This window comes from Caballeronia cordobensis (genome assembly GCF_001544575.2).
Taxonomy (GTDB): domain Bacteria; phylum Pseudomonadota; class Gammaproteobacteria; order Burkholderiales; family Burkholderiaceae; genus Caballeronia; species Caballeronia cordobensis.
Genome location: NZ_FCNY02000005.1, coordinates 337081 through 351992 on the forward strand (window position 1 = coordinate 337081; position 14912 = coordinate 351992).

A 14912-nucleotide genomic window follows, 5' to 3' on the forward strand; every position below is an offset into this window, starting at 1 on the left:
TCGGGCTCGCTCAGATGGAGTAAATCGGCTGGCCCTTGCCATCCGAAAGATGAATGACGGCCCACTCTTGCGGCTTCTGCTCGCGCGGAAGCAATGCGCCGGCTGCGCGCACGCGCTGCTGGTTGGCATCGATCGCGGGCGGATCGGTGTCGATCTGCAAGGCGGTGGCGGCTTCATACAGCATGCGTCGAGCCATCACGATGGCGCGGTCCGTCGGCAGCAGCTTCTCTTTGCTGTGGTCCTGAATGGGGCCCATGCTTTCCTGCAGCGACGCGTCCTGCATCGCGAAGCCGAAGACGCCGGAATAGGCGCGCTTGTCTTTCTGGGCCTGACGGTCGATCAGATAGTCGTTGTCCTTGTTCGCCTTCGGACGGAACGTGCCCGGCTCGTATTCGCAGTGAATGCCCTTGCCCGCGTTCAGGTCGTTCATCTCCTCCCCGGACAGCGGCCGGTCCGGTCGGAAGTTGATGCTCCATGCCCAGCAGGTGTGATCGTCGATCGGCACCCAGACATGACCCGCCAGGGAATGATCGCCGAACGGCGGAATCAGCGTGTACCACGGGAAAAGGTATTGCGTGATGCGCCAGTAGTAGGAATCCGGCTCGCCATTGCGACGTCCGAAGAGCGTAAGGCCGAACGGCTGCTTCTCGATCTCGAAGATCACGTTGCCGTCCGCCTTGATGTATTCGAGCGCCTTGGTGCCCTGGTGCATCGGGTCTTCGTCGACTTCATAGCGATGCACGTACGAGACGTGACTGGTATCGATGCCGCCTTCCATCGCCTGCAGATAGTTCGACTCCTGCAAGCGCTTGGACACGAAAACGTGGTCCGCGGGCAGGTTGCACCATTCGAGGTCCGGCGGCGCGGGTTGCTTGTCCTTCGGACCCATGTACGCCCAGACGATGCCGGCGCGCTCGATGCACGGATACGCGGTGATGCTCATGTGCTTGCACGCCTGCGGCGCCGACGGCACGTCCACACAGTTGCCGTCCCGGTCGAACTTGAGACCGTGATACGAGCAGCGGATGCCGTTCTCCTCGTTGCGTCCGAAATAGAGCGACACCCCACGATGCGAACAGAACTCGTCGATCAACGCCGCATTACCGTCCGAGTCCCGAAAGGCCAGCAGCTTCTCGCCGAGAATCTGCACGCGCACCGGCGGGCAATCCGGTTCGGCGACTTCGCTCGCGAGAAGAATCGGCACCCAGTAGCGCCGCATGAGATTGCCCATCGCGGTGCCCGGCCCGGTGCGCACCAGCGTTTCCGACATGTTCCTGTCCATCCTCAAACTCCGATTCGTATGTGGGTTGTTGTCCGCATGATGAAACTGTGATTTCATTCTACGGACAACGTTCGCGAAGTTCAAGCATGGGCGCATAGGGGATTTCTCTACAATGGCGCTGAACGGAAGTCCGAAGAGACAAAAAGGGATCGGAAAAAAATGGAAGAAAAGAAGGCGCACGAAAGCGTTCGTGCGGTCGAGCGGGCGCTGGACATCCTGCTGGCGTTCAAGCCGGGCGATAAATCTCTGACCGTCGCGGAACTGGTCACGCGCGTGAATCTGAGCCGTCCGACCTTGTATCGGCTATTGAATACGCTGGAGCAGGCGGGCTTTCTGGCGTCGTCGGGCGAGCCGCAGCGCTTTCATCTCGGCAGCTCCATCGCGCAGCTCGCGCATGTCTGGCTGAGCGACCATCGAATCGCCGAGCTCGCGCAACCGGTGCTGCGCGAGTTGTGGGAAGCCACATCCGAAACCGTGGCGCTCTTCGTTCCCGACGACACGTACCGGCTTTGTGTCGCGGAACTGGAAAGCAATCAGCCGCTCAGCTTCCGGCGCGGCATCGGCTATCGGGAGAAGCTCGTGCGCGGCGCGAGCGGCCGCACGATTCTTTCGCAGATGCGGCTCACGCCCGAGACGGTGCAGCGTTATCTCGTCGATCCCGAACAGGACGTGACGGCGCTCATGAGTGACTTCGAGCGAATTCGTGCGCGCGGCTTCGGCACGAGTCAGCACGAATTGATCGAGGGCGCGGTGGCGGTCGCCGCGCCGTTCTTCAACGGCGCCAATCAGGTAGCCGGTTCCCTATGTATTTTCGGTCCCAGCGTTCGGGTCACGGAAGCGCGCGTCGAGCAGTTCGGGGAGCTGCTCAAGCGCGCGAGCAAGGATTTGTCGCGGCTGCTCGGACAGCAAAGCGCATAAGAAGACGATAACGCGCGCGCGCTCGCTTCCTGGCGAGCCGCGCCTCTCGGCCTGCTGGCGACGAACCAGAGGCCGGAAAAATCTACCCGACCGTCACGTCCGCGACGTGTAGCAACTTCCTGATTGGTCTAAAGAAAGCCGTAGCCTTTGCCGTAAAAGTATTCATAAGGCAGAGGCGTTCGGTAAATCCTCCCCCTCCTTAGTTGTTCTCCCGGCCAAGCTGAAGCGCAAGCCTCTCGCGGCCGGAACCGCCAACTCGGCTGCCGTGCCGCGCGAGCCGATTGCGTCGAACCATCGATCGGGATGAATCCGTACGGGGACCCTACGGAGGCATAGATGCGGCATATTTTGATACGTATTCCTAAATTATATGAAAACTCGAAATACAACAGGCCAATCCCTGCTCGAGCGTTTTTCGTTCGGCAAAATCCCGGCGATCACCGCCGCGGTCGTCACGAGCCTGATGCTTGCGGCATGCGGCGGCGGCAGCGAAGGCATCGCCGATGCCACGGTCAAGACCGCCGATGTGCCCGAGGCGACCGCGAAGGCCGGCACTACCGGTTCGATTTTCTATGGCATGAACGGCCACATCACGAACGGCGGCACTTACGACAACACGCCCTACGCGACGCAACTCTCGCAACTGCAGGATCTCGGCGTAAAGATCTTCCGCAACGACGTGTACAACCTGGCCTCCGCCAAGGTGCTCGCGACGGTCGCCAAGCAGTTCGCGGCGGGCGGGGTTCAGGTGTATCCGGTGATGCTGCTTGGCCTGGGATTCGACACCGAGGAAGCGGCCTATAGCGCGGGCTACACGATGGGTCAGCAGACGGCGCAAACGTACAAGTACGCCTACTACGAAGTCGCCAACGAACTGGACTCGGCCGCGCTCGCCGGCAACTACGACGGCAACATCTGGTATCAGTACAGCAACAAGCCGTTCACCATCGCGCGGGGCGTGATTCGCGGCATGATCGCGGGCGTGAAGTCGGTGGATAGCTCGGCGAAGATCATCGTCGATGGCACGTGGAAGCACATTGCGTTCTTCCAGATGCTGCTCGACGGCTCGCAACCCGACGGCACGCACGGCCACCCGACGGTGAGCTGGGACATCACCGCATGGCACTGGTACTCCGACCAGGGCGACATGACGAATGCCTGCGGCGGCACGGGATGTCACGACATTCTCGGCATCATCAGTTCGTTTGGCCGGCCCGTGTGGATCAACGAGTTCGGCGTGCGTCCGGAATACGGCTCGAACGACGCCATCGCTTCCTATCTGACCGGCAACCTGATGATGCAGCAGTACTACACGCAGGCGTCGAAGTACAACATTCAGTCCATCCAGGGCTTCGAGTTGTACGACTCTCAGGAAGGCAATTACGGCATGCTGCAAAGCGACGGCAAGACGAAGAAGGCGGCGTACACGGCGTTCAAGAACTTCATCGCGAGCAACCCGAAATAAGCGGCATGGTCGACCCGGCGGCGCAATCGATCGCCGGGTCCGCCTCGCGGTTTGGGCCGCGCCGTCACTTGCGCATGAATCTCTGTCCAAGCGCCTCGTACAGCGGCGGCGCAAACAGCCTCGACACCTGACTCGAAATCAATGCCGTGGCCATCAGCGACAGCACGAGCGCGTGACCGTCGATCATCTCGATGACGATCACGAATGCGGTGATGGGACTCTGCGTGACCGCCGCGAGATAGCCGACCATGCCCAGCGCGATCAGCATCGGCAACTGCATGCCGCCGAAGACGAGGTGGAGCGCGTTGCCGATGCCGGCGCCGATTGCGAGCGAGGGCGCGAAGAGCCCGCCCGGCGCGCCGGGAAGATAGGAGCCGACCATCGACACCATTTTCAGCAGCGGATAGCTCGCGCCGAGCTGCGAATCGCCTTCGAGCATGCCGCGCGCTTCCGCATAGCCGCTGCCGAAAGTATGGCCGCCGGCGGCGACGCCAATCACGGCGATCAACAGACCGCATCCCGCGCCGAACGCAACCGGATGCGCATGACGCCAGCCGATGAGGCGCGCGGGCATCCAGCGCTGCGTATTCAGGAGCAACCAGCAGAATATTCCGCCCGCGACGCCCGTCACCGCGCCCAGCAGCACGACGGCAAGTGCGAGCGAGCGGGGAAAATAGCCATCGAGACTGATTGTGCCGAAGTAGGTGTAGTTGCCTTGCAGCGCGAGCGAGACGACGCCCGCAAAGATGATCGCCGTAATCAGCACGCCGCTCGTGCGCTGCTCGAAGCCGCGCGTGAGCTCTTCGATGGCGAAGACCACGCCGGCCAGCGGCGCATTGAACGCGGCCGACAGGCCCGCCGCCGCGCCCGCGAGCGCCAGGTTACGTTCCAGCACGCCGCCGCGCATGCTGCGCAGACGCGGTGGATAGAAACGGCGCAAGCTGTACATGAGCGCCGCGCCGATATGGATGGTAGGCCCTTCCCGTCCGATGGTGAATCCTCCGAGAATCGACAGGAACGACACAGCGATTTTCCCGATGAGGATGCGAATGGTGAGCAGGCGCGGTCCGAGCTCGCGTCCGTCATGCAGCATGGCGATGACCTGCGGAATGCCGCTGCCCTCCGCGCCCGGAAAGAAGCGGCGCGTCACCCAGACACCGATCGCGCCGATCGCGGGCGTGAGCAGCAACGGCAGCCACCAATAGAGCGCGGTGATGCGCAAGAAAGTCTCGTAGCCGAAATCGATGAGCCGCGCGTACATCACCGCGACGAGCCCGGTCGCGACCGCGCCGAGCCAGAACACGCCGTAGTGCAGCCACAGCCGCCTGCCGCGCAAGATCGTGCGTCGGTCGATGAATCCAGGAAAGCGCATCAGGAATGGTCGAAGCAAATTTAAGGCACATTGTGACATAAATTGGATTCGCTCCGCTGATTGGCTCACTCGTCCCTTGCGCCGAACACCCAGCCGAACGATCCGTAGTGCGCCTTGTGCTCGGCCGCGAGCCTGAGCAGACACCGCTCGCCTTTCGCAGTCAGATGCACCTGCACCTGGCGTCTATCCGTCCTGTCGGCTTTTCGTGTGACGAGGCCGGCCGTCTCGCAGCGGGACACCAGGGCAGCGGTGCCATTGGGTGCGGCCTGAAGGCGTTCCGCAAGTTCGCCGACCGTGGCCCACTGCCGCTCCGGAAATCCCCGTATGTGCAGGAGCAGCTGGTATTGAAGCGTCGTGATTCCGGCTGCATTGGCTATTTCTTCCGACACGCGCAGGAACTTGCGCAATTCATAGCGGAAGATCGACATCGCTTCCAGATCCTGCTTGTCCGGAAGACTGGTTTTCTGCTTTGCATGCGATGACATCGGCGATCCCGGTTCCAGGTTGTACTGGCGGATCATACCGAGTTCACGCATTTCTCCCGGCAAATGACCGGACGCGGCGCGCGTCCGGCCGGGTCTCCTTCGCGTTACTGCGACATCGCGCCGGATGCCGGATGATCCATGCCCATCGCATCGTGCTTTTTCATCTTGTTGCTCTTGCTCATCGAGTCGTGGGACATGGCGCCCTTGCTCATTGAATCATGAGACATGTTGTCCTTTTTCATCGTGTCGTGCGACATCGCGTCGTTGGACATCGCGCCGCTCGCCTGCGCGAATACCGTCGATACGCTCAGGGCGAGCGTCGCTGCAACTACTGCCGTCATCAATCGCTTCATTGCTTCTCTCCTTGGTGAATCGGTCATGACATCCGGACCATCCGGAATCGTTGAATGGCGCGGCGTTCATGAGCCGCCGAACCAGTTGTATCCCTGATCGACCCAATAGCCGCCCGGATACGTGTTCGTCACGAATATCTCGACGATGTGCTTCGGGTTCTTGTAGCCGAGCTTGGTCGGCATGCGCAGCTTCATCGGATAGCCGTATTTGGCCGGCAAACGCTCGCCGTCGTATTCGAAGGTCAGGAGCGTCTGCGGATGCAGCGCCGTCGGCATGTCGATGCTTTCGTAGTAGTCGTCGGCACAGCGGAAGCCGACGTATTTCGCCGACGTGTCCGCGCCCACGCGTCGCAGGAACTCGGAGAACGGCGTGCCGCCCCAGCGCCCGATCGCGCTCCAGCCTTCGACGCAGATGTGCCGGGTGATCTGCTCGGCATGCGGCAGCGCGTACAGTTCCGGCAAGGTCCACACGCGCTGCCCTTTCACGAGGCCGCTCACCTTCAGGCGGTAGTCGTCGCCGTTCACCTCGGGTACGTCGTCGATGCCATAGAACGCGTTGAAGGGAAACGGACGCGTGAGTTGCGCCTCGGTGTAGGTCGGCGCAAGCTGCTTCGGATCGAAGAGCAGCGCCTGCGCGCGATCGTTCAGCCGCGACACCGCGGTGAGCAGCTTGTTCACCGAATCGTCGTCGGTGATCGAGCAGCCGGTCAGAAGAGAGAGGCCGCCGAGCGTCAGCATGCGCTTGCCGAACAGACGCCGCGACGGCATGTCCAGTTCGCGGCGCGCGTCGGCCAGCACGGATGCGCGGTCCACCGCGACGATTCGTTTAGCATCGTTTTTCATGGCATGTTCCCGAGTCGTATCAGCGTCCGCGCAGCATCGTGAGCAGCGAGCGCGGCACGAGCGCGACCATCGCCACATGCACGACGACGAACGCCGCCATCACCGCCATCGCGCAGAAGTGCACGATGCGCGCGTTGTCATAACCGCCCATCAGTTCGCGCAAGTGCGGAAATTGCACGGACTTCCAGATCGCGAGCCCGGAGAGCACGAGCACGATGAGATCGACGAGAACCGCGAGATATGCGAGCTTCTGCACCGCGTTGTACTGGCGCAGGTCGACGTGCGAGAGCTTGCCGCTCAATGCAGCGACGAAGTCGTGCAGCACCGCGCGCGGCGACAACGGAAAGAACTTCGCGGCGAACCGGCCGCTCGCGATATTGAGCGCGAGATACACGATGCCGTTGAACACCAGTAGCCACATGGCCGCGAAATGCCACTGCAGCGCGCCGCCGAGCCATCCGCCGAGCGTAATCGAAGGCGGTATGACGATTTCCCGGAACACCGGCGACGCATCGTAGATGCGCCAGCCGGACAACATCATGATCAGCGCGGCGAATGCGTTGAGCCAATGCGTGATGCGCAGCCAGAGCGGATGGATGGGCCGCGTGCGCGGCGCATCGAGCGGCGGGTTCATCGTGTCCATGTCGGTCGTCCATGACGGTCGGATACGGGTAAATTCGCCGGCGGCACGGATCGGGTTACAGCCTGGACGCGAAAAAAAAAATTCTTGTTGCTGTAACCGTCGGCGGCGCGGGAACGAATTAGTCCGCTAAAGGGACCGCAAAACGACGATGGACGACGACCGCGCTATAGTGGCGCATCACTGCCTCGGCCGTGCCGAAACGAATGATCGGAATCCGGACGCCTCGCCGCACCGCTTTCCGTCTCGTCATCACGCTCATACAGGTGCCACGTTGGAAGAAGCGGAACGCCGCCTGAAGGCGTTGTTCGTGCGCGGTCTCGACGGCGACGCCGACGCGTATCGAGGTTTTTTGCAAGCGCTCACGCGGCACCTGCGCGGCTTTCTGCGCAAGCGCATTCCGCAGCGTCATGACGACGTCGAGGACCTCGTCCAGGAGATTCTGCTCGCCGTGCACAATGCGCGTCACACCTATCGCCCCAACGAGCCGCTGACGGCATGGTTGCACGCCATCGCCCGCTATAAGCTGATGGACTTCTTCCGTGCGCACGCGCGCCGCGACTCGCTGAACGTGCCGCTCGACGATCACGAAGAGTTGCTCGCCGCCATCGATGACGAACCCGCTCAGGCGCGCCACGATGTCGGCAAGCTGCTAGAACACTTGCCGGACAAACAGCGCTTGCCCATCGTTCACATGAAACTCGAAGGTCTTTCGGTGACGGAGACCGCGCGGCTCACCGGTCTGTCGGAATCGGCCGTGAAGGTGGGCGTGCATCGCGGCCTCAAGGCGCTCGCCGCTAAAATCCGGGGGCTGCGATGAAGACCGACGAACTGATCACCCTGCTTTCGAATCAAGTGACGCAGGTTGACCGCAGCGCCGTTCGCCGCCGCTTCGCTCAGGCGCTCCTGCTCGGCGCGGCGGGCTCGCTGGTCTTGATGACCATCGTGTTCGGCGTGCGTCACGACCTGGGCATCGTCGCCGGCACGGGTGTCTTCTGGGCGAAGCTCGCGTTTCCGCTCGCCATCGCCGTCGGCGCGATGCTCGTCATCGATCGAATCGGCCGGCCCGGCGCGCACGCGCGATATGCGTGGGCGATCGTCGCGCTGCCCTTCGCGGCGGTCTGGATCGCCGGCTGGCTGATTCTGGACAGGGCGGATACCACCGCGCGCTGGGCGCTCGTGCTGGGTCAGACATGGCGTACCTGCCCGTTCAATATCCTGCTGCTCTCGGCGCCCACGTTCCCTGCCGCGATCTGGGCGATGCGTTCGCTCGCACCGACGCGGCTTCGGCTTGCGGGCGCCGCCGCCGGATTGCTGGCGAGCTCGACGGCGACGATCGTCTATTGCCTGCATTGCCCCGAAATGAGCCCTGCTTTCTGGGGCGTGTGGTATGCGATCGGCATGTCGCTGCCTGCGCTCATCGGCGCGTGGCTCGGGCCGCGGCTTTTGCGTTGGTAGCGGATCGCGGTACAGGATCAGCCGAAGATGCGCACCCACACCGCGCGAATGCGACGCGCGCGGTCTTCGAGCAGATACGAAGCGGCAAGCGCCAGAAGCCCTGAAACGACGCCTGTCATCACGTGCTCGAAGTACGGCAGACGGTAGTGGCTGACATGTGCATAGGTATCGCCGATTGCCGTCAGCACGCCAACCAGCGCCGCATTGCCGAAGCGGTTCGCGTAGGCTTTCCTGAGCGGCGTGAAAGTCAGCAGCACCGCCAGCAGTCCCGTCAGAAGCCCGGTCTTGAACGCGACCACCCAATGAGCGACGCTCGCGATATTGCTCCAGCTGCCCGGCATGCACGTCATGCACGCGCAGCTCGGCTGCCAGAAGCGTTGAACGAATAGCCGGATTCGGCGGTTCCACTCGCTTGACATGATCGATGCCCCCGCTGGCAATTTACTCGACATGGAAGCGTTCGACGCATCCCGAGACTCCGTAAAAACCCCAATATCGACATCGATTTTTGGCGGGTCTATGTTTCATCCATTCATGCATGGATACAGTCTTACAATCTTTACGTAGCTCGCGTGGAGGCGGCATGGCTGAATGGCATGGAATCCACGGTCTGTCAGCGGAAGACGAAGCGTATCGCTACATCGAACAGGCCATTCGCAGCGGGCGTTACCGCGCGGGCGAGCGGCTCATCGCGGAGGAAATTGCCGGCGATATCGGCACGAGCCGCATGCCGGTGCGCGAGGCGTTCCGGCGACTCGCCGCCGAAGGCCTGTTGCTGATCCGCGCCAATCGCGGCGCGATCGTGCGCGGGCTCGACGCCGCCGAAATGCACGAAGTGTTCGAAACGCGCGCCGTGCTGGAAGGTCTGGCGGCCGGCGTCGCGGCGACGCGCATGACAAAAAAGGACATGGCGACGCTCCGGCATCTGCTGGAGCGCATGGAAAGCGTCGGCGACGATGCCTCCGAATGGGTCACGCGCCACCGCGAGTTTCACGAGTATCTGAGCAGCCTTGCCGCCATGCCCCGTCTGCAACGGCAGATATCGAGCCTGCATTCGATCATCGAGCCGTACATGCGCATCTGGCTCGAACACGGAGATAAGCCGATGACCTCTCGCCAGTTCCATGAAGAGATCCTGACCGCGGTCGAAAGCGGCGACCCCGAAGCCGTCGAGCAGATCGTGCGGGAACATGTCCGCGCGACGATCGGGCCGCTCGTCGAACTCGTGCGTTGAATTGTTGCTTCGTCCTCCGAAATAGTTTTTTTCTCGTATTTTTGAAGTGCTACGGTCATTCAAACGCGTTTCCCTGCCTCATCGACGCACGGAGAAAACGAACGTCATGCCGTATTTCGAACAACTGCTGCTCAATGGCCTCGTCATCGGCTCGATCTATGCGCTCGCCGCCGTCGCCTATACGCTCGTCTATGGCGTCGTCAAGCTGGTGAATTTCGCGTTCGGCGAACTGTTCATGCTCGGCGGCTTCCTCACGCTCACGCTGATGACGAAGGAAATAACCCTCTTCGGCATTCAGATGCCGATGCCGGGGCTCGACTTCTACCTCGCCGCGCCGCTCGCCATCGCCGGCGTCGCCGCGCTCGGCGCGCTGATCGACGCGGTCGCGTATCGGCCATTGCGCAATGCGCCGCGGCTCGCGCCGCTCATTACATCGATTGCGATTTCGGTGCTGCTGCAAAGCGTCGCGCAGACCGTATGGGGACCCACATCGCTGCGCTTTCCGCCGCTGCCGGTGGGCGGCTTGCCATCGCTGTCGCTGGGCGCCGGTCTGACCGTGACGCCATCGGAGCTTGCGGTGTTCGGCTGCGCGATCGTCGCGATGCTCGGCGTGCAGTTCTTCGTCTCGGCCACGTCGCTCGGACGCGCGATGCGCGCCGCCGCGCAGGATTCGATGGCTGCGTATCTCGTCGGCATTCCCGTGAACCGCATCATCTGCGCCGCGTTCGTGCTCGGCTCCGCGCTCGCGGCGTTCGCCGGCATTCTGTACGCGCAGTCGTTCCAGTTCGTGAGCCCGACGATGGGCTTCGTGCCCGGCCTGAAAGCGCTCACCGCGGCGGTGCTGGGCGGCATCGGCAGCATTCCGGGCGCGGCGCTCGGCGGCGTGATTCTGGGCGTCGCGGAATCGCTGTGCGCGGGCTATCTGCCCGACGGTTCCGTCTATCAGGACGCGCTCAGCTTCGCGCTGCTGGTGCTGCTGCTTCTTGTGCGCCCGCAAGGCCTGCTGGGCCGCGCGGATCTCAACGTGAGCGCGCGCGGCAGTCTGATGTCGAGCGGCGGCGCGAAACGCGGCCAGGCGCTGGCGATAGCGTTCGGTGCGCTCGATCGCGCGTTCGCCGCGCTCGGACGCTACGGCGAGAAGCGCGTCGCCATCGTCGCGCTGGCGGTGGCGGTCGCGCTCGGTTTCGCCATCCGTTCCGACTACTGGCTGAGCATTCTCGTGATGGTGCTCGTCTACGGCATGCTCGCGAGCGGGCTGAACATCGTCGTCGGGCTGGCGGGTCTGCTCGATCTCGGCTTCGTCGCGTTCTTCGCCATCGGCGCGTATTTCTCGTCGCTCATTTTCGTGAGCGTGATGCAGAACCACTTCGGCATCGACACCGCATCGATCTGGTGGCTCTTCTATCCGAACCTGCTCGTGGGTGGGCTGCTCGCCGCGCTGCTCGGCGCGATTCTCGGCTATCCGACCTTGCGCGTGCGCGGCGACTATCTCGCGATCATGACGCTCGGCTTCGGCGAGATCGTGCGCATCGTCGCGACCAACTGGATCTCCGTGACCAACGGCCCGATGGGCGTGCGCGGCATTCCTTCGCCGGAGTTCTTCGGCGTGAGCTTCGACGAGCCGCGCGCGCAGTTCTTCTTCGCGCTCGGCCTCACCGCGATCGTGATGTTCATGGTCGCGCGCTTGTCGCGCTCATACGTGGGCCGCGCCTGGGTCGCGTTACGCGAAGACGAGGACGCCGCCGAAATGATGGGCGTCGCGGGCACGCGCTTCAAGCTCCTGGCCTATGCGTGCAGCGGTTTCGTGGGCGGCGTGGTGGGCGTGTTCTACGCGCATCTGCAGCAGTACGTGAGCCCCGCGAGCTTCACGCTCTTCGAGAACATTCTCGTGCTGATGCTGATCGTGCTGGGCGGTCTCGGCACGCTCATCGGTCCGTTCATCGGCGCGGCCATCTGGATCGTGTTCCTGCAACTCTCGCTGAAGATACCGTTCGTGTCCGCCTATCCCGAGTCCCGCTACGTGCTGCTCGGCGTGCTGCTCGTCGCGCTGATGCTGTTCCGGCCCGAAGGCATCGCCGCGAAAGCGCGCCTTCGTCTCACGATGGAGTGACGCATGACGAACGCCAGAGCGCCCGCCCTCGCCATGACCGTCGACGCCGCGCACGCGCAGGCCGACGCCACGCGCACCGCGACGCAAGCCGGCGTCGGCCTGCCTTTGCGCGCGCAAGGGCTGACCGTCGCGTTCGGCGGCCTGACCGCCGTCAGGCAACTCGATCTCGATGTCCAGGAGCACGAGATCCACGCGCTCATCGGACCGAACGGCGCGGGCAAGACCACCGTCGTCAACGCGCTTTCGGGTTTCGTGCGGCTTACCGCAGGCCGTGTCTGGATCAACGGCGCGAGCTCGCCGCACTGGCGCTCCCACACGCTCGCGCGCGCCGGACTCGGGCGCACGTTTCAGAACACGCGCCTGTTCGGTTCGATGAACGTGCTCGAAACCGTGCTGGTGGGCGCGCACAGCCGCTTCGACGGCGGCGCGCTCGCCGCGCTATTGCGCACGAAGAAGGCGCGCGAGCAGGAAAAGGCCGCCGTCGCGGATGCGCATCGGCTGATCGAATTCGTCGGACTCGGCGCGGATGCCGCGACGAAACAGGCGAGCGCGCTGTCGTACGGACATCAGCGCCGCGTGGAGCTGGCGCGCGCGCTCATCGCCGAGCCGCGCGTGCTGCTGCTCGACGAACCGCTCGCGGGCATGAACGTCAGCGAGAAGCTGGAGTTGAGCGAACTGATCCGGCAGATTCGCGCGTCGGGCGTGGCGATTCTGCTCATCGAGCACGACATGGACGTGATCCGCAATCTCGCCGATCGCGTCACCGTGCTCCATTTCGGCAGCAAGCTGATCGAGGGCACGCCGCAGGCGGTGCTCGCCCACGACGACGTGCAGTCCGCCTATCTGGGCAAGCGCACATGACGACGCCATTACTGGAAGTTCGCGATCTGTCGGTTTCGTATGGCGGCGTGCGGGCCGTGCGCGGCGTGTCCTTCGATGTCCGCGACGGCGAAGTGGTCAGTCTCGTCGGCAGCAACGGCGCGGGCAAGACGAGCACGCTTCAGGCGATCTCGGGCCTGCATCGCGGCGCGACGGGCAGCGTGCGCTTTCGCGGCCGCAGCATCGACACGCTCGCCCCCGATCAGCGCGTAAAGGCCGGCATCGCGCACGTTCCCGAAGGACGCCGCGTGTTCGCGGGCCTGAGCGTCGAGGAGAACCTGCGGCTCGGCGCGTATCTGCGCCACGACCGCCGCGAGACGAAGCGCGACCTGGACGACATGTTCACGCTCTTTCCGATTCTTCGCGAACGCAGGCGGCAGTCCGCCGGCACGCTTTCCGGCGGCGAACAGCAAATGCTCGCGATCGCGCGCGCAATGATGTCGCGCCCCGCGCTGCTCGTCCTCGACGAACCGACGATGGGCCTCTCGCCGCGCATGATCGGCGTCGTGCTGGACACGTTGCACACGATTCGCGAGAAGCGCATTCCGATTCTGCTCGTCGAGCAGAACACCGTCGAAGCCATCCGGATGGCGGATCACGTCTACGCGATGCGCGTCGGCGAAGTGGTTAGCCGCGAGACCGGCGCGAGCGTCACCGAGGCGTCGCTCAAGGCTTTCTATCTGAGCTGACACGGCGTATCGATCATTCACTCTCAAAGGGAAACGATCATGAACGTTCTTCGCAGGCTGTGCCCGATCACGCTCGCTTTGACGCTCGCCGCGTCGCCGGCCTTTGCGGACGATGCGGTTCACGTCGCCTTCACCGCCACGCTGACGGGCGACTTCGCGACCTATGGCGTGAGCGGCAAGAAGGGATTCGATCTCGCCATCGCGGATATCAACGCGCAAGGCGGCCCGAAGATCGCTGTCGATACCGTCGACGATCACGGCCAGCCCAACGACGGCGTGCTCGCGGCAAACCGCTTCTGCGGCGACGACAACACCGTGGCGGTCGTGGGCTACACGTTCAGCTCGATTGCGCTCGCCACCGTGCCGCTCTACAAGAAGTGCAAGATGCCGACCATCGGCACGGCGGTCACGAGCCCGCAACTCTCCAACGCGAGCCCGTGGTTCCGCCGCGTGGTACTGACCGACGCCATTCAGGGCAAGATGATGGGCCAGTACACGGCCAATCAGTTGCATGTCAAAACCGTCTACACGCTGTATCAGCAGGACGATTACGGGCTCGGCGTGAACGGCGCGTTCAAGTCGGCGTATCAGGAGGCGGGCGGGAAGATCGTCGGCGAAGGCGGCTATGTGCTCGGCACCAAGGACTTCCGCACGATCCTGACCAAGGTGAAGGCCGCGCATCCCGATGGCCTTTTCATCGGCGGCTTTTATACGGAAGCCGCGCAGATCGTTACGCAGGCGAAGGCGCTCGGCATCGACGCGAAGATTCTCGGCACGGACGGCTCGCTGTCGCCGCAACTCATCAGCCTGTCCAACAACGCCGTCGATGGCATGACGCTCTACGGCATGTTCGATCCGGATGCCTCGTCGAATTCGTCGACGCAAAGCGCGGCGTTCGTGAAGGCGTTCACCGCGAAATACGGTCAGGCGCCCGATAGCTGGGCAGCGCTCGGCTACGACGCGGGGCTTGCCATCGGCAACGCGGTGAAGGCGGCGAAGGCCAAGGGGCCGGTCACGCGCGATTCGGTCAACGCGGCGCTCGGGAGCGTGAACGTTGCGGGCGTCACGGGGCCAGTCGCGTTCGAGAAGAGCGGCGATCGCAAGGGCACGCTCTACTTCTTCACGGCGCACGACGGCAAGTTCGCGCTCGCCGGCCAGCAAAAGTAACTCGCGAAAGCGCGCCC

At 63.5% G+C, this 14912-nt stretch carries 16 protein-coding genes; 9 read left to right on the forward strand and 7 right to left on the reverse strand.

The genetic code is table 11. The annotated features are described in order from the left end of the window. Positions 1-10: 10 nt before the first annotated feature. The gene (locus AWB70_RS12330) at positions 11-1282 is read right to left on the reverse strand and encodes an aromatic ring-hydroxylating dioxygenase subunit alpha (protein ID WP_053570049.1); all 1272 of its coding nucleotides are present in this window, start codon (positions 1280-1282) and stop codon (positions 11-13) included. 159 nt (positions 1283-1441) lie between these two features. On the opposite strand from AWB70_RS12330, the gene AWB70_RS12335 reads away from it, so the two are divergent. Then, on the forward strand, positions 1442-2200 hold the full coding sequence (locus AWB70_RS12335; RefSeq protein ID WP_053570048.1) for an IclR family transcriptional regulator: 759 nt from the start codon (positions 1442-1444) through the stop codon (positions 2198-2200). A 370-nt stretch (positions 2201-2570) separates the two neighbouring features. Beyond that, the gene (locus tag AWB70_RS12340; protein ID WP_053570047.1) at positions 2571-3665 is read left to right on the forward strand and encodes a hypothetical protein; all 1095 of its coding nucleotides are present in this window, start codon (positions 2571-2573) and stop codon (positions 3663-3665) included. Between the two features lie 64 nt (positions 3666-3729). Here AWB70_RS12340 and AWB70_RS12345 read toward each other — a convergent pair whose 3' ends face one another. The 5 genes from AWB70_RS12345 to AWB70_RS12365 all read right to left on the reverse strand — a co-directional run bounded on the left by AWB70_RS12345 (position 3730) and on the right by AWB70_RS12365 (position 7361). Continuing rightward, positions 3730-5037: a chloride channel protein gene (locus AWB70_RS12345; RefSeq protein WP_053570046.1), complete on the reverse strand. Its 1308-nt coding sequence runs from the start codon at positions 5035-5037 to the stop codon at positions 3730-3732. A gap of 65 nt (positions 5038-5102) precedes the next feature. After that, positions 5103-5522 carry a MarR family winged helix-turn-helix transcriptional regulator gene (locus tag AWB70_RS12350; protein WP_053570319.1) on the reverse strand — a complete coding sequence of 140 codons (420 nt, stop codon included), beginning with the start codon at positions 5520-5522 and terminating at the stop codon, positions 5103-5105. A gap of 104 nt (positions 5523-5626) precedes the next feature. Next, positions 5627-5875 carry a pentapeptide MXKDX repeat protein gene (locus tag AWB70_RS12355; protein WP_053570045.1) on the reverse strand — a complete coding sequence of 83 codons (249 nt, stop codon included), beginning with the start codon at positions 5873-5875 and terminating at the stop codon, positions 5627-5629. A gap of 66 nt (positions 5876-5941) precedes the next feature. Beyond that, positions 5942-6718, reverse strand: coding sequence for a molybdopterin-dependent oxidoreductase (locus AWB70_RS12360; RefSeq protein WP_053570044.1), 777 nt, complete (start codon positions 6716-6718; stop codon positions 5942-5944). 19 nt (positions 6719-6737) lie between these two features. Next, on the reverse strand, positions 6738-7361 hold the full coding sequence (locus AWB70_RS12365; protein ID WP_053570043.1) for a cytochrome b/b6 domain-containing protein: 624 nt from the start codon (positions 7359-7361) through the stop codon (positions 6738-6740). A 271-nt stretch (positions 7362-7632) separates the two neighbouring features. On the opposite strand from AWB70_RS12365, the gene AWB70_RS12370 reads away from it, so the two are divergent. Together AWB70_RS12370 and AWB70_RS12375 are read left to right on the forward strand one after the other, a co-directional pair. Next, complete coding sequence (locus AWB70_RS12370; RefSeq protein ID WP_053570318.1) at positions 7633-8178, forward strand: sigma-70 family RNA polymerase sigma factor; 546 nt, start codon at positions 7633-7635, stop codon at positions 8176-8178. Beyond that, positions 8175-8816, forward strand: a complete 642-nt coding sequence (locus AWB70_RS12375; RefSeq protein ID WP_053570042.1) for a DUF1109 domain-containing protein — start codon at positions 8175-8177, stop codon at positions 8814-8816. The genes AWB70_RS12370 and AWB70_RS12375 overlap by 4 nt, the downstream gene beginning before the upstream one ends. 17 nt (positions 8817-8833) lie before the next feature. Here the strand turns inward: AWB70_RS12375 and AWB70_RS12380 are convergent, their stop codons facing one another. Further along, positions 8834-9235, reverse strand: coding sequence for a hypothetical protein (locus tag AWB70_RS12380; RefSeq protein WP_053570041.1), 402 nt, complete (start codon positions 9233-9235; stop codon positions 8834-8836). A 164-nt stretch (positions 9236-9399) separates the two neighbouring features. Here AWB70_RS12380 and AWB70_RS12385 point away from each other — a divergent pair, with 164 nt between their 5' ends. The 5 genes from AWB70_RS12385 (at position 9400) to AWB70_RS12405 (ending at position 14895) form a co-directional block, all read left to right on the forward strand. Next, positions 9400-10050, forward strand: a complete 651-nt coding sequence (locus AWB70_RS12385; protein WP_053570040.1) for a GntR family transcriptional regulator — start codon at positions 9400-9402, stop codon at positions 10048-10050. 106 nt (positions 10051-10156) lie between these two features. Beyond that, on the forward strand, positions 10157-12160 hold the full coding sequence (locus AWB70_RS12390; RefSeq protein ID WP_053570039.1) for an ABC transporter permease: 2004 nt from the start codon (positions 10157-10159) through the stop codon (positions 12158-12160). Positions 12161-12163: 3 nt separating this feature from the next. Continuing rightward, the gene (locus tag AWB70_RS12395; RefSeq protein ID WP_235024219.1) at positions 12164-13021 is read left to right on the forward strand and encodes an ABC transporter ATP-binding protein; all 858 of its coding nucleotides are present in this window, start codon (positions 12164-12166) and stop codon (positions 13019-13021) included. Further along, the gene (locus AWB70_RS12400) at positions 13018-13728 is read left to right on the forward strand and encodes an ABC transporter ATP-binding protein (RefSeq protein WP_082378127.1); all 711 of its coding nucleotides are present in this window, start codon (positions 13018-13020) and stop codon (positions 13726-13728) included. Before AWB70_RS12395 ends, AWB70_RS12400 begins: the two co-directional genes overlap by 4 nt. A 39-nt stretch (positions 13729-13767) precedes the next feature. Then, on the forward strand, positions 13768-14895 hold the full coding sequence (locus AWB70_RS12405; protein WP_041732497.1) for an ABC transporter substrate-binding protein: 1128 nt from the start codon (positions 13768-13770) through the stop codon (positions 14893-14895). Positions 14896-14912: the final 17 nt, after the last annotated feature.

Bases quoted from the DNA above. Each gene is read 5' to 3' on its own strand.
- AWB70_RS12365 (WP_053570043.1), bottom strand. From the start codon at position 7,361: ATGGACACGATGAACCCGCCGCTCGATGCGCCGCGCACGCGGCCCATC.
- AWB70_RS12405 (WP_041732497.1), top strand. From the start codon at position 13,768: ATGAACGTTCTTCGCAGGCTGTGCCCGATCACGCTCGCTTTGACGCTC.
- AWB70_RS12375 (WP_053570042.1), top strand. From the start codon at position 8,175: ATGAAGACCGACGAACTGATCACCCTGCTTTCGAATCAAGTGACGCAG.
- AWB70_RS12395 (WP_235024219.1), top strand. From the start codon at position 12,164: ATGACGAACGCCAGAGCGCCCGCCCTCGCCATGACCGTCGACGCCGCG.
- AWB70_RS12385 (WP_053570040.1), top strand. From the start codon at position 9,400: ATGGCTGAATGGCATGGAATCCACGGTCTGTCAGCGGAAGACGAAGCG.
- AWB70_RS12390 (WP_053570039.1), top strand. From the start codon at position 10,157: ATGCCGTATTTCGAACAACTGCTGCTCAATGGCCTCGTCATCGGCTCG.
- AWB70_RS12360 (WP_053570044.1), bottom strand. From the start codon at position 6,718: ATGAAAAACGATGCTAAACGAATCGTCGCGGTGGACCGCGCATCCGTG.
- AWB70_RS12345 (WP_053570046.1), bottom strand. From the start codon at position 5,037: ATGCGCTTTCCTGGATTCATCGACCGACGCACGATCTTGCGCGGCAGG.
- AWB70_RS12340 (WP_053570047.1), top strand. From the start codon at position 2,571: ATGAAAACTCGAAATACAACAGGCCAATCCCTGCTCGAGCGTTTTTCG.
- AWB70_RS12350 (WP_053570319.1), bottom strand. From the start codon at position 5,522: ATGTCATCGCATGCAAAGCAGAAAACCAGTCTTCCGGACAAGCAGGAT.
- AWB70_RS12335 (WP_053570048.1), top strand. From the start codon at position 1,442: ATGGAAGAAAAGAAGGCGCACGAAAGCGTTCGTGCGGTCGAGCGGGCG.
- AWB70_RS12400 (WP_082378127.1), top strand. From the start codon at position 13,018: ATGACGACGCCATTACTGGAAGTTCGCGATCTGTCGGTTTCGTATGGC.
- AWB70_RS12380 (WP_053570041.1), bottom strand. From the start codon at position 9,235: ATGTCAAGCGAGTGGAACCGCCGAATCCGGCTATTCGTTCAACGCTTC.
- AWB70_RS12355 (WP_053570045.1), bottom strand. From the start codon at position 5,875: ATGAAGCGATTGATGACGGCAGTAGTTGCAGCGACGCTCGCCCTGAGC.
- AWB70_RS12330 (WP_053570049.1), bottom strand. From the start codon at position 1,282: ATGGACAGGAACATGTCGGAAACGCTGGTGCGCACCGGGCCGGGCACC.